We start from the raw sequence: 12,883 nt of genomic DNA, 5'->3' as shown, positions 1-12,883 counted from the left end.
GGCCTCCTCGATCGGGAGTGGTTCGGGGACCTGCTCCGGTGGGCCGCGCGGGCCCCACGGGCTCGGTCAGCCGGTGGTCCGTCCCACGGCGCGCGGGGCAGGCGCGGGCGCCTCACGTCCCCCGGCGGCGGGCGACAGCGCGACGAAGGCGGAGGTCAGGAAGAGGTAGGACCCGAGGCCGACGGCGAGGGGGAAGATGAACTGCATCGCCGTGGCCCCGGGCAGAACCCCGCCGGCCGGGACGACGTCCACACGGACCGCGAGCATCCCGGTGTAGTGCATGCTGCTGACCGCCGCGCCCATGATCAGGGAGGCGACGGCGACCGCGACGGGGGACTTGATGTTGAGCGCGGCCCACAGCGCGGCCGTCGCCGCGGCGACGGCGATCAGGACCGAGAGCCCGACGAGGGCGGGGTCGTAGGTGATGTCGCCGTTGAGCCGTACGGCGGCCATGCCCAGGTAGTGCATGCTCGCCACACCGATCCCGGTGGCCAGGCCGCCGAGGAACAGCGCGCGCGTCCGGTCCTTGCTGTAGCCGACGGCGAAGACACCGCCGCAGACGACGGCCATGGCGACGAGGAGGCTCAGGACGGTGAGTGGCACGTCGTAGCGGATGTCGGTGCCGCTGACGCTGAAGCCCAGCATGGCCACGAAGTGCATGGTCCAGATGCCGGTGCCGATCGCCGAGGCCGCGGTGACGAGCCAGTTCCGGCGGGAACGGCCGGTGGCGCCGAGCGCGCGCACGGTGCACCGCAGTCCCAGCGCGGCGCCCGTGCACGCCATCACGTACGACAAGGCGGGGGTCAGCCAGCCGAGGGCGGCGTGGTCCAGGTGTCCCATGGCCCCGGGACGCTAGCCGGGGCACGGGAGCACGAAGGGGGCGCATTTCGAAAGGTGTTGGAATATGACCCGGAGATGCGCCGGAACGACCGCATGGAGCTCGAACGTGTGCACAGCGGCGTCACTCGTGCTGGTGAGGGATCATGCGGGGCATGAGCGACGACCACACAGACGTGCAGGAGTTCTTCACCGCCCGCGCCGCCCACTGGGACAGCCGGTTCCCGGACGACGGCCCCGCCTACGCGGCGGCCGTCGCCGCGTTGGGACTGGGCGAGGGCGACCGTGTGCTCGACGCGGGCTGCGGCACCGGCCGCGCTCTGCCGCCGCTGCGCGCCGCCGTGGGCACCTCGGGTGTGGTCCTGGGCGTCGATCTCACCCCGGCCATGCTGGAGGCCGCCGCGCGCGCCGGACGCGACCGCGACGGGCGGTTGCTGCTTGCCGACGTGGCCGCCCTGCCGCTGCGGCCGGGATCGGTGGACGCCGTGTTCGCGGCGGGGCTCATCGCGCACCTGCCGCATCCGGCGGACGACCTGCGCGAGTTGGCCAGGGTCGTGCGGCCCGGCGGCGCGCTGGCCCTCTTCCATCCGATCGGCCGGGCGGCGCTGGCGGCCCGGCACGGCCGCCGGCTCACCCCGGACGACCTGCGCGCCCAGGCGAACCTGCGGCCACTCCTGGCCGGCTCCGGGTGGCACATGACGTCGTACGTCGACGAGGACGACCGCTTCCTGGCCCTGGCGACACGGACGTCCTGACCTCTCGGGGGCGGCCGGCCCGGAGGCGCGCCCGGCGGCCCCAGGCGGCGGCGAGGCCCCCTTATGCGGCGGCGACCGCAACTCCTACTTTGGGATCGTCGGATGAGCGTTCGCGCCCGTCGTCACGTTCGTTCGTCTCCACTCTCGATCGCCTTGCACGGTCATTCGTCCTACAGGGGGAAGGTGCCCACATGTGGACCAGGCTGCGCGAGTCGTGCGCCAGAGTCTTCCGCTCCTTGCGTCTGGAGCCGGACAGCGGCAAGGACTCCGGCACGCACAATCTGTTCGAGGCCGCCGCCGTGTACGTCTCGGCGCGCGCGGCGGACGACCAGGAGCGGATCGACGAGGCCAGCGGCTGGGTGTCTCCGGAAGCCCTGTCCTTCGGAGTGAGCGAGCTGGCCTGCCGGGCCGTCCTCACGCTCGCCCGCGAGCGCGAGGAGTCCCCGCAGGCCGTCGCGCGAGCGCTCCTGGGGCTCCCTACCGCGTGACATAGGCCGCGCCATGGGTGCCGTTCGCGGTCGATTTCGCCCCGTGCGGCCGGAAACCTGCAGGCCCGGGGTGTCTCGGAGTCGTGACAAGGGGCTTGCGGGCGCACTAGGGTGCGCGCCGATGGACGAACCGATGGGGAGGCTGGGATGGCCGGGACGGACGAGGAGGCCGTCGCCGCCGCGGACGATGCGCTCTATGTGCTCACGGCGGTGCTGCTGACGCCCGCGAAGTTCCCGAGCGTGCTGGGCGACGACTATCCGGAGGCCTGCGCGGCGCTCGGACTGGCGCCTCTCGCGGATGGCTACGGCTTGGTGCTCGGCCAGGACGGCGACGGTGCCCGGTGGACGGTGGTCATCGACGACGTCTCCCTGGTGGCCGTGGCCATCGCGTCCTGGGACTGCGGGATGGAGTACGACCTGTCGCCGGACGAGCGCACGGTCGTGGCCGCCCTTCCCGGCTGGCCGCTCGCCGTCGCCGTGGCCGCCCCGAACGTGCCCGCACCGCACGACCCGGACCCCGAGATCGCGGACGGCCCGCCGCTGGCACCGCCCGACACGAGCGTGTGGGGACCGGCCCAGCGGCGGCTCGGCGCCGACGAGATCGCCCTCCAGTGGGCGATGTGGCGGGAGCAGATCGACGACGACGCCTTCGCCGCGGCCGGAAGCCCTGCCGCCGCCACCGGGGCGCCGAAGGAGAGCGAGCAGGACGAGGAAGGCGAGCGGAGCGAGGGCGAACCCGCCGCGCAGGGAGGCCACAGCGGTATCCGGCGGGTGCTGGCCGAGGCACGCGCGTACGTGGACTCCCCGCCGCCCCTGGGCCGCGTCCGCTCGTCCTTCGCCTCCGGCGACGCCCGCACCCTGCGGGCGGACGGCCCCGGCTGGTCCCTCGTCGCCCGGACGGACGACATCGCGTTCGTGCTGCTGGACGACGAGCCCGGCGAGGTCCTGCCGGTGGGCCGCGGACCGGAGCTGCCGGGGCTGCTGGAGGCGCTCGACAAGATGGCGGTACGCCCGAGCTGAGCCTGCTGACGCGCTGACGCACGGCCCTTCCGCCGGCGGGACGTCATGCGTGCGCGTCGTCCAGCGGTGGCATCCGCCTGCCGAATGCGGACAGGACCGATCCCCTGTCGTGGGGACCCATTCGGCAGCGGCGTTCCATGTGGTGCCAACCCATGGATGAGGCGGAGCCCGGACCGCACCATGGGGCAGCCCTCGAGGCTTGCTTCCCTCATGTGCTCGTCCCCCTTCCGCCAGGAGTGCTGCCATGCGCCTGACCAGAGCTGTTCCGTTTCTCGCCGCCACCCTGCTGGCCGCGGCCCTCGGTGGCCCCGGCCCCGCCGCGGCCGCGACGGGGGGCGAGCAGCACTGCGCCCGCCAGGACCGCCTGCGGGTACCGGGTGCCGCCTTCCAGCAGGCCGCGTGTCTCGCGGATCTGACCACGACGGGCCTCGCCGGTACGCCGTACACCGACATGGCCGACCAGGCCGGGCTGACGGCCCGTGGCACCCGGACACCGTCCGGGGTCCCCGGGGTCCAGGTCGACGGCTACTTCCCGGACTCCTCCCGCTTCAACACCACGCACGGCTGGAACCATGACGCGCAGTTCGTGATCCGGCTTCCGGACCGCTGGAACGGCGGCCTCGTGGTGACCGGGGCGCCGGGGACCCGCAAGCAGTACGCGACGGACACGGCGATCTCCGACCAGGTGCTGGCGCAGGGATACGCCTACGCGGCGACCGACAAGGGCAACAGCGGCGCCGACTTCTACCGCGACGGCCGCCGCCCCGGCGACGCGATCGCCGAGTGGAACAGACGCACCACCGAGCTCACGCGTGCCGCACGCAAGGCCGTGGCCCAACGGTACGGCCAGGCTCCCCGCCGGACGTACATGACCGGCATCTCCAACGGCGGGTACCTCACCCGCTGGCAACTGGAGAACCACCCCGAGCTCTACGACGGCGGCGTCGACTGGGAGGGCGCTCTGTGGACGGCGCACGGCCCCAGTCTCCTCACCTCCCTGCCGACCGCCGTGGCACGCATGCTCGGCTCCGCACGCGACGAGGACCTGTACGCGGCCGGCTTCGCGCGCGGCTCCGAATTCCTGTGGCCCTATCACGAGCGGGTGTACTGGGGTGTCACGCAGAAGATCTACCGCGCCGAGTTCGACCCCACGTACGATCCGGCCTGCCCGGGAGCCTCGGCCGGCACCACGGCTGAGGAGATCCTGGCACCCTGCGCCTCCGACGCCTCCTATGACTACGCCTCCCGGCCCGCCTCCGTGCATCGCGCCGTGGCCCGTGTCGCCCTGAGCGGACGCATCGGCCGCCCCCTGATCACCCTGCACGGCGATCTGGACACCCTGCTGCCGAAGGCCGCCGACTCCGACGTGTACGCGCGCATGGTCGACGGACGCGGACGGAGCCGGCTGCACAGCTATGTCACCGTCGTCGGCGGCACGCATGTCGACGGCCTGTACGACACCTATCCGGACCGGCTCCGCCCGATCCTGCCCTGCTACCGGTCCGCCTTCGACAAGCTTGTCTCGTGGGTGGAGCGAGGCGTGCGTCCGCCCGCGGACCAGACGGTCGCGAAGCCCGTGGACGGCGACGTGGTCAACTCCTGCGCGCTGTAGCTGCCTGGTCCGCCGCCGGCAGGGGGCCGGTCAGCGACCGAGCTCCTTGCGGGTGGCGCGGCGCAGCCTGCGCCGCTGTGACGGGTCGAGCGTGAGGTAGGCGGCGGCCGGCACTCCCAGCACTATCAGGAGCGCCGCCCACCAGGGCAGCCAGATCAGCAGGATGAGGCCGACCGCCACTCCTCCCGCGGCGATCTTCGCGTTCTTCGACATGTGCGTCGCCTCCTTCGCGGCCACTGCCGCTCTCTGACCTGAGAACGGGTCCGTGCGTCCGGCAGTTCCACACCGCACCCCTGAGACGACCCTGAGGTGCGACCCCTCATGGTCGGGAATGGTCGGGCCGGTCCGCGGTCGCCGCGGAGCCGTCTCGACGCTCCTCGACCACCTGGGCACTCGAGTCGGCCACCGATCAGACCGGTGACCTGGATCACAAGATGACCGTACCCGCCGGGCGGACGGATCGTGTACTCTCGGCGACTCGTCTCCGAGTAGTCAAATTTGAGGAGTGCTGCTCAGTCGTGCCGACGCTTCCTGAGGCAAAGGCGACGTCATCCGACCTCCCCGATCCGTCGTCCTGCAACATCGTCTTCCTCCCGGGCGCTCCCGCCCGCGCGGGTCGCGTCGCCTTCTGGCGGACCGGCGGCGGCACCGTACCCCGCCTCCCGCACGGAAGCGTCGAGGAGCTGTCCGTCGTCGTACCCGGCGAGAACGGCGTGCAGCCGGCCAAGGTGCCGACCCTGCTGCTACCCGTCCGTGCCGCGCTGCCCGTGCTCACACGCGCGCGTACGTCACCGCGGGCCGGCCGGGCCGGCGTGTTCTGGGGCACGGCGACCGTCCTGGCTCTGCACGTCGTGGCCCGCGGTCTGCTGCTGCCCGGACTCTCGGCCGAGGACCACGACGCCTGGCGGGCGGGGCCGCTGCACCCCGAGGACGTCGAGCGCGTCCGTCTCCTCGCCGCCGCGATGCCGCCCGAGGCGCACGCGGTGCCGCTGCCCGGCGAGGAACCGCTGAGGCTGCCGGACCCCGAGCACCTGGTCCGGGCCTTCCTGGACGCGGTCGCCGACGCGCTGCCGCGCTCTCCCGCGGCGCCGCTCGTCACCGGCGGTCCCGCGTATGCGGCCACGTCACCACAGCACCTGCCGGGACTCCGCGCCTGGGCCGCCGACGTCGCGGCCGGCCACGACGCGGGCGTACGGCTCTCCGTACGAGTGGAGTTCACCGGTGCCGACGGGACGGACAGGGCGTCCGAGGACTCACCGGCGCCGTCCTTCCGGGCCGTGCTCCAGGTGCACGGCGTGAGCGATCCGACGCTGGTGGCCGACGCGGTGGAGGTGTGGAGCGGGTCCGGCGCGTTCGAGCCCCGCGCGCGTATGGACACGCTGCTGGCACTGCGCCGCGCCGCCCGGGTCTGGGCTCCTCTGTCGCCACTGCTGTCCGCGGCCGTCCCGGACGCCGTCGACCTCTCCGACGACGAGGTGACGGACCTGCTGCGGGACGGCGCCCACCGGCTGTCGGGGATCGGCGTCGAGGTGCACTGGCCGAGGGGCGTCGCCCGTGAGCTGACCATCGGCGCGGTGATCGGCCCGTCGGACGACACGGCCCGGGCCGGCGCGCTCACCTCCGGCGCACCGTCGTTCCTGTCCTCCGACGCGCTGCTCTCCATCGACTGGTCGTTCGCCCTGGGCGACCAGCGGCTCACGCGCGAGGAACTGGACCGCCTCGCCGAGGCGAGCCGCCCCGTCGTGCGCCTGCGCGACCAATGGGTCCTCGTCGATCCTCGGGAAGTGCGGCGAGCCCACGCGCGCGAGAGCCGCGAACTGGCGCCCATCGACGCGCTCGGCGCGGCCCTGACCGGGTCGATCGAGGTCGACGGCCGCCAGGTGGAGGTGCGCTCCACGGGCTGGCTGACCGCGCTGCGGGAACGTCTCGCGGACCCCGAAGGACAGGAGCAGGTGGACCAGCCGTCCGCCCTCGCCGCCACGTTGCGCGACTACCAGCGGCGGGGCCTGAGCTGGCTGGCCCGGATGACGTCCCTGGGACTCGGTTGCTGTCTGGCGGACGACATGGGTCTGGGCAAGACGATCACGTTGATCGCGCTGCACCTGCACCGGCAGGGCGACCCCGCGTCGGCGGGACCGACGCTGGTGGTCTGCCCGGCGTCCCTGATGGGCAACTGGCAGCGCGAGATCGAGAAGTTCGCGCCCGGCGCGCGCGTGCGCCGCTTCCACGGTGCGCGGCGCGACCTCGCCTCCGTGACGCAGGGCGAGTTCGTGCTCACCACGTACGGCACGATGCGTCAGGACGCGCCCGGGCTCGCGACGCTCCCCTGGGGCATGGTCGTCGCCGACGAGGCCCAGCACGTGAAGAACCCGTACTCGGCGACCGCGCGGGCGTTGCGTTCCATCGGCGCACGCGCGCGCGTGGCCCTCACGGGCACCCCGGTCGAGAACAATCTCTCGGAGTTGTGGGCGATCCTCGACTGGACGACACCGGGTCTGCTGGGCCGCCTCGGCGCATTCCGCGGACGGTACGCCGACGCGGTCGAGGGCGGTCAGGACCCGGCGGCCGGGCAACGCCTCAGCCGCCTCGTCCGGCCCTTCCTGCTGCGCCGCCGCAAGTCCGACCCGGGGATCGCGCCGGAGCTCCCGCCGAAGACGGAGACGGATCGCACGGTGTCGCTCACCGCGGAGCAGGCGGGCCTGTACGAGGCCGTGGTCCGGGAGGCCCTCGCGGCGATCGCCGGTGCCGACGACATGGCGAGGCGCGGTGCGATCGTGAAGCTGCTGACGGGTCTGAAGCAGATCTGCAACCACCCGGCGCAGTACCTCAAGGAGGAACGGCCGCGGATCGCCGGACGGTCCGGGAAGCTGGAGCTGCTCGACGAGTTGCTGGACACCATCCTCGCGGAGGAGGCGAGCGTGCTGGTCTTCACCCAGTACGTCGGGATGGGACGCCTGATCGAACGGCACCTGGCGGCTCGCGGCATCGCCTCACAGTTCCTGCACGGCGGTACGGCCCTGGCCGAGCGCGAGCGTATGGTGCGTCGCTTCCAGGACGGTGACGTGCCCGTCTTCTTGCTGTCGCTGAAGGCCGCCGGCACCGGGCTGAACCTCACACGCGCCGAGCACGTCGTGCACTACGACCGCTGGTGGAACCCGGCGGTGGAGGCTCAGGCCACCGACCGTGCGTACCGCATCGGCCAGAGCCGGCCGGTACAGGTGCACCGGCTGATCACGGAGGGCACCGTCGAGGACCGCATCGCCGGCATGCTCAGCCGCAAGCAGGCGCTGGCGGACGCCGTGCTCGGCGCGGGTGAGGCGGCCCTGACGGAGCTCACGGACGCGGAACTGGCCGATCTGGTGGAACTGCGAAGGGGCATCCGATGACCGGGCACGAGGACGCGACGGCCGGGCACGGCGCCGACGTGGAGCGCACCTTCGCCGCGTTCCCTCCCGCGCGTGGGAGGGGGTTCGCCGTCACCTGGTGGGGGCAGGCCTGGCTGACGGCGTTGGAGGAGTCGGCACTCGACCTCCAGCAGCTCAAGGCGGGGCGCAGGCTCGCGCGGGCGGGCGCGGTCGGTGCCGTGTCGGTTCGGCCCGGGCGCATCACGGCCATGGTGCGGGGCCGCGACCGGGCGGTGCACCGGGCGGACGTCCTGGTGGAGCCGCTGACGGAGCGCCAGTGGGACCGTTTCCTGGACATGGCGGTCGAACGGGCGGGTCACGTGGCCGCCCTGCTGGACCGTGAGATGCCCCCGCTCCTGGTGGAGGACGCCTCGGTCACGGGGATCGACCTGCTGCCCGGAATGGGCGACCTGGAACCCGAGTGCGCCTGCGACGCCTGGGACCACTGCGAGCACACGGCCGCCCTGTGCTACCAGGTGGCACGGCTGCTGGACGAGGACCCCTTCGTCCTGTTCCTGATGCGCGGGCGCGGTCAACGGGCCCTCCTGGCCGACCTCCAGGCCCGCGGCGACACGGCATCCACCGGCGAGGTGCGGGACTCCTCCGCCTCCCGCGCGCGGCCAGGAGTGGACGCCGCCGAGGCGTACGCGACCGGCGACATCCTGCCGCCGCTGCCCGCCCTGCCCGGACTGCCCGCGGACCCGGGGGTGCCGCCCTCACTGGACACCGAGACCGCGCCGGACGCGGACGTCGCCCCCGAGGCCCTGGAGATCCTGGCCGCCGCGACGGCCGTCGAGGCGCACCGCATGCTCGCGCAGGCGCTTCGGGACACGCCGCGGAGCCCGTCCGCGGCCCCGGAATTGACGCTCGCCCAGGACGCGGTACGCCTGGCCGCGGGCACCTCGGACACACGCGTGACCGAGCGGCTGGCCGACGGTTCGGGGCGCGGGCGCGATGGGCTGGGCGTGGCCGTACGCGCGTGGCGGCTCGGTGGTGAGGCCGCCCTGTGCGTGCTCGATGAGAAGTGGCGGGTGGAGGGCGAGACACTGGCACGCGCGTGTACCGCCCTGGAGACCGCGTGGGACGAGGACGAACGGCCGCCGCTGCGGCGCGACGGGAACCGGTGGACCGTGGACGGCTCCCCCGGTCAGCTGCGCCTGGGACGGGACGGACGCTGGTGGCCCTACCGGGAGGAGGCGGGCCGGTGGGTGCCCGCGGGAGCGCCCGCGCATGATCCGGCGACGGCACTGGCCGCCGCCGAACCCGACAGCGTCGCTCACCGGCCCGACGGCACCCGGGCGAGCGAGGGCACCTGATTACGGCAACGCGTCCTCCAGCGACGGCAGGAGCGATTCGAGACCGCTCGGGAACCCGCTCGGCACGTCGGTCGGGAACCCGCTCGGCAGATCGGTCGGGAAGCCTGACGGGAGCGAGGTGGGCAGCTCGCTGGGCAACTTGCTCGGGATGCTCAGCGACGGCCGTGGCGAGGGGTTCGTGCTGGTGCCGGACGGCGAGCCGTCATCGGGTGTGTCGTCGCCGTTCCCCCTGACCAGCAGGACGGCCGCCACCACGGCGGCGACGGCGACCACGGCGACGAGCAGGAGGACGAGCGGATTGCGTGGGCGCCTGGGACCGCCGCCACCGTACGGGGGCGGACCGCCGCTGCCGTAGCCGTCGGCGGGCGGGCCGAAACCGCCCGGTGGGGTGTGACCGGGAGGCGGTCCTGGCGGCTGAGGGGGTACGGGTGGCGTGGCCATACCGTCAAGGGTGGCAACGCCGCGGGCGATCCGCGACCCCTGTAAGGGAGTTGGGACCGCTCCGGGCCACGGATCTCATGGTTCCGGAACAATCCGCTCGGTGCGTGGCCGCGTCCGGACGGCCACCCCGGCACCGTGTGCGCACCGCCTGTCGGGGGACGGGCGGTGCGCACGCACACGCGCGTGGTCAGCCGCGGGCGCTCAGCAGGTGGTCCATCGCGAGCTGGTCGAGGCGTTCGAAGGCCATCCCGCGCGCGGCGGCCGCGTCGACGTCGAACTCCTCGAAGGCGGCACGGTCGGCGAGCAGGCCCTTGATGCCGTCCGCAGCCGTCGGCTGGGCGAGCTCGTCCAGCCGGGCGGCGCGCAGGGCCTCCTGAACCTCCGGGTCGGCGCGGAAGGCCGTGGCGCGCTCCTTGAGGATCAGGTAGTTGCGCATGCAGCCCGCGGCCGACGCCCACACGCCGTCGAGGTCCTCGGTCCGCGGCGGCTTGAAGTCGAAGTGCCGGGGACCGGTGTAACCGGCGCTCTCCAGGAGGTCGACCAGCCAGAAGGCCGAGCGCAGGTCGCCGGCGCCGAAGCGCAGGTCCTGGTCGTACTTGATGCCGGACTGGCCGTTGAGGTCGATGTGGAACAGCTTGCCCGCCCACAGCGCCTGGGCGATGCCGTGCGGGAAGTTGAGCCCGGCCATCTGCTCGTGGCCGACCTCGGGGTTGACGCCGTACAGCTCGGGGCGCTCCAGGCGCTCGATGAACGCCAGCGCGTGGCCGACGGTGGGCAGCAGGATGTCGCCGCGCGGCTCGTTCGGCTTGGGCTCGATGGCGAACTTGAGGTCGTAGCCCTGGGAGATGACGTACTCGCCGAGGAGGTCGAACGCCTCCTTCATGCGGTCGAGCGCGTTCCGCACGTCCTTGGCGGCACCGGACTCGGCGCCCTCGCGGCCGCCCCAGGCGACGTAGGTCTCGGCACCGAGCTCCACGGCCAGGTCGATGTTGCGGATCGTCTTGCGGAGGGCGTAGCGGCGCACGTCGCGGTCGTTGGCCGTGAAGGCGCCGTCCTTGAAGACGGGATGGGTGAAGAGGTTGGTCGTCGCCATGGGCACCTTCATGCCGGTGGCGTCGAGGGCCTCGCGGAAGCGCTTGACGTGCGCCTCGCGCTCGGTGTCCGAGGACCCGAAGGGGATCAGGTCGTCGTCGTGGAAGGTGACGCCGTGGGCGCCGAGCTCGGCCAGACGTCGCACCGTCTCGACCGGGTCGAGGGCACTGCGGGTGGCGTCGCCGAACGGGTCTCGTCCCTGCCAGCCGACGGTCCACAAACCGAAGGTGAACCTGTCCTCGGGGGTGGGCTGGTAGCTCATGACGCGGCTCCTTGCTTACTGACGACTGCTTGAACGACTCGCTACGACTATTTCGTCATGGCGGTTTACAAATTAGTATGCGAACGCGCCCCTGGGAAGGGACACGATGTCCCCGAAAGGGCCGGATCCGGGTCGCCACGCGCCGGACAGCCACGAAGCAGCAGGTCAGAGAGCCGCAGAGCCGCGGAAAAGGGAGAGCCCGATGTCAGCAGCCGAGGGTCCGCTCGTCGTCGGCGTGGACACGTCCACCCAGTCCACCAAGGCGCTGGTCGTCGACGTGTCGACCGGGCGGGTCGTCGCGAGCGGCCAGGCGCCGCACACCGTCACCTCGGGTGCGGGCCGGGAGAGCGACCCCCGCCAGTGGTACGACGCGCTGTGCGAGGCCCTGCGTCAGTGCGGTGAGCCCGCGCGCGAGGCGGCCGCCGTGTCGATCGGCGGTCAGCAGCACGGCCTGGTCACGCTGGACGAGCGGGGCGAGCCGGTCCGTCCGGCCCTGCTGTGGAACGACGTGCGCTCGGCGCCGCAGGCCGAGCGCCTGACGAATGAGCTGGGCGGCGCGAAGTTCTGGGCGGACCGGACGGGCTCCGTCCCGGCGGCCTCGTTCACGGTGACGAAGTGGGCGTGGCTCGCCGAGCACGAGCCGGAGTCGGTGCGTGCCACCCGGGCCGTGCGCCTGCCCCACGACTACCTCACCGAGCGCCTGACGGGTCAGGGCACCACCGACCGGGGCGACGTCTCCGGCACGGGCTGGTGGGCCTCGGGGACGGAGACGTACGACGCCCAGATCCTGGAGCACGTCGGGCTCGACCCGGCGCTGCTGCCGCGCGTGGTGCGGCCCGGCGAGGTCGCGGGCACCGTGCGCGACAGCCACGACCTGCCGTTCTCCAAGGGCACCCTGGTGGCGCCCGGCACCGGTGACAACGCGGCGGCGGCGCTGGGTCTCGGCCTGCTCCCCGGCACGCCCGTCCTGAGCCTCGGCACGTCGGGCACCGTGTACGCCGTGTCGCGGCGGCGTCCGGCGGACCCCACCGGCACGGTGGCGGGCTTCGCCGACGCGCACGGCGGCTGGCTGCCGCTGGCCTGCACGCTGAACTGCACGCTCGCGGTCGACAAGGTCGCCGCCCTGCTGGGCCGCGACCGGGAAGCCGTGGAACCGGTCTCGGGCCTCACCTTCCTGCCCTTCCTGGACGGCGAACGCACGCCGAACCTGCCGCACGCGTCGGGCCTGCTGCACGGTCTGCGCCACGACACGACCGGCGGCCAGCTCCTCCAGGCGGCCTACGACGGTGCCGTGCACGCGCTGCTGGGCGCCCTGGACCTGGTGCTGGACGAGGACGCGGACCGTTCGGCACCGCTGCTGCTGATCGGCGGGGGCGCCCGGGGCACGGCCTGGCAGCAGACCGTCCGCCGGCTCTCGGGACGCCCGGTCCAGGTACCCGAGGCCAAGGAGCTGGTCGCGCTGGGTGCCGCCGCCCAGGCGGCCGGGCTGCTGACCGGCGAGGACCCGTCCGCGGTCGCCCGCCGCTGGGACACCGCGCGCGGGCCGGTGCTGGACGCCGTGGAGCGGGACGACGAGACGCTGGCCCGGATCAGCGGGGTACTCTCCGACGCGGCCCCGCTGCTGGAGCGGAGCCCCGAGGCGCACTGAGGAAGACG

Annotated in this window: 11 protein-coding genes; 7 read left to right on the top strand and 4 right to left on the bottom strand. The window is 73.3% G+C overall.

Features of this window, described 5'->3' with window-relative positions; genetic code table 11:
• Positions 1-66: 66 nt before the first annotated feature.
• The gene (locus ACFRAC_RS04320) at positions 67-840 is read right to left on the bottom strand and encodes an MHYT domain-containing protein (RefSeq protein WP_382920422.1); all 774 of its coding nucleotides are present in this window, start codon (positions 838-840) and stop codon (positions 67-69) included.
• Between the two features lie 152 nt (positions 841-992).
• On the opposite strand from ACFRAC_RS04320, the gene ACFRAC_RS04315 reads away from it, so the two are divergent.
• The 4 genes from ACFRAC_RS04315 (at position 993) to ACFRAC_RS04300 (ending at position 4,712) form a co-directional block, all read left to right on the top strand.
• The gene (locus ACFRAC_RS04315) at positions 993-1,592 is read left to right on the top strand and encodes a class I SAM-dependent methyltransferase (RefSeq protein WP_382920419.1); all 600 of its coding nucleotides are present in this window, start codon (positions 993-995) and stop codon (positions 1,590-1,592) included.
• Positions 1,593-1,783: 191 nt separating this feature from the next.
• On the top strand, positions 1,784-2,080 hold the full coding sequence (locus ACFRAC_RS04310; protein ID WP_382920416.1) for a hypothetical protein: 297 nt from the start codon (positions 1,784-1,786) through the stop codon (positions 2,078-2,080).
• A 147-nt stretch (positions 2,081-2,227) separates the two neighbouring features.
• Positions 2,228-3,100 (top strand): hypothetical protein, encoded by an 873-nt coding sequence (locus ACFRAC_RS04305; protein WP_382920414.1) that lies wholly within the window; start codon positions 2,228-2,230, stop codon positions 3,098-3,100.
• A 244-nt stretch (positions 3,101-3,344) separates the two neighbouring features.
• Positions 3,345-4,712 carry a tannase/feruloyl esterase family alpha/beta hydrolase gene (locus ACFRAC_RS04300; protein WP_382920412.1) on the top strand — a complete coding sequence of 456 codons (1,368 nt, stop codon included), beginning with the start codon at positions 3,345-3,347 and terminating at the stop codon, positions 4,710-4,712.
• 30 nt (positions 4,713-4,742) lie between these two features.
• On the opposite strand, the gene ACFRAC_RS04295 is transcribed toward ACFRAC_RS04300, so the two are convergent.
• The gene (locus ACFRAC_RS04295; protein ID WP_053751218.1) at positions 4,743-4,925 is read right to left on the bottom strand and encodes a hypothetical protein; all 183 of its coding nucleotides are present in this window, start codon (positions 4,923-4,925) and stop codon (positions 4,743-4,745) included.
• Positions 4,926-5,230: 305 nt separating this feature from the next.
• On the opposite strand from ACFRAC_RS04295, the gene ACFRAC_RS04290 reads away from it, so the two are divergent.
• Complete coding sequence (locus tag ACFRAC_RS04290) at positions 5,231-8,098, top strand: DEAD/DEAH box helicase (RefSeq protein WP_382920408.1); 2,868 nt, start codon at positions 5,231-5,233, stop codon at positions 8,096-8,098.
• Complete coding sequence (locus ACFRAC_RS04285; protein WP_382920405.1) at positions 8,095-9,432, top strand: SWF or SNF family helicase; 1,338 nt, start codon at positions 8,095-8,097, stop codon at positions 9,430-9,432. The genes ACFRAC_RS04290 and ACFRAC_RS04285 overlap by 4 nt, the downstream gene beginning before the upstream one ends.
• Here the strand turns inward: ACFRAC_RS04285 and ACFRAC_RS04280 are convergent, their stop codons facing one another.
• Together ACFRAC_RS04280 and xylA are read right to left on the bottom strand one after the other, a co-directional pair.
• Entirely contained in the window at positions 9,433-9,873 is a 441-nt protein-coding gene (locus ACFRAC_RS04280) for a hypothetical protein (protein ID WP_382920402.1), read from the bottom strand. It lies immediately after the preceding gene.
• A gap of 187 nt (positions 9,874-10,060) precedes the next feature.
• On the bottom strand, positions 10,061-11,227 hold the full coding sequence (gene xylA / locus ACFRAC_RS04275; protein ID WP_382920399.1) for a xylose isomerase: 1,167 nt from the start codon (positions 11,225-11,227) through the stop codon (positions 10,061-10,063).
• A gap of 202 nt (positions 11,228-11,429) precedes the next feature.
• On the opposite strand from xylA, the gene xylB reads away from it, so the two are divergent.
• Positions 11,430-12,875 (top strand): xylulokinase, encoded by a 1,446-nt coding sequence (gene xylB, locus ACFRAC_RS04270; RefSeq protein WP_382920396.1) that lies wholly within the window; start codon positions 11,430-11,432, stop codon positions 12,873-12,875.
• Positions 12,876-12,883: the final 8 nt, after the last annotated feature.

The organism is Streptomyces sp. NPDC056628 (genome assembly GCF_042792555.1).
GTDB lineage: Bacteria > Actinomycetota > Actinomycetes > Streptomycetales > Streptomycetaceae > Streptomyces.
The sequence above is the reverse complement of the archived record's forward strand: the minus strand, read 5'-3'. Positions and strand labels throughout refer to the sequence as shown.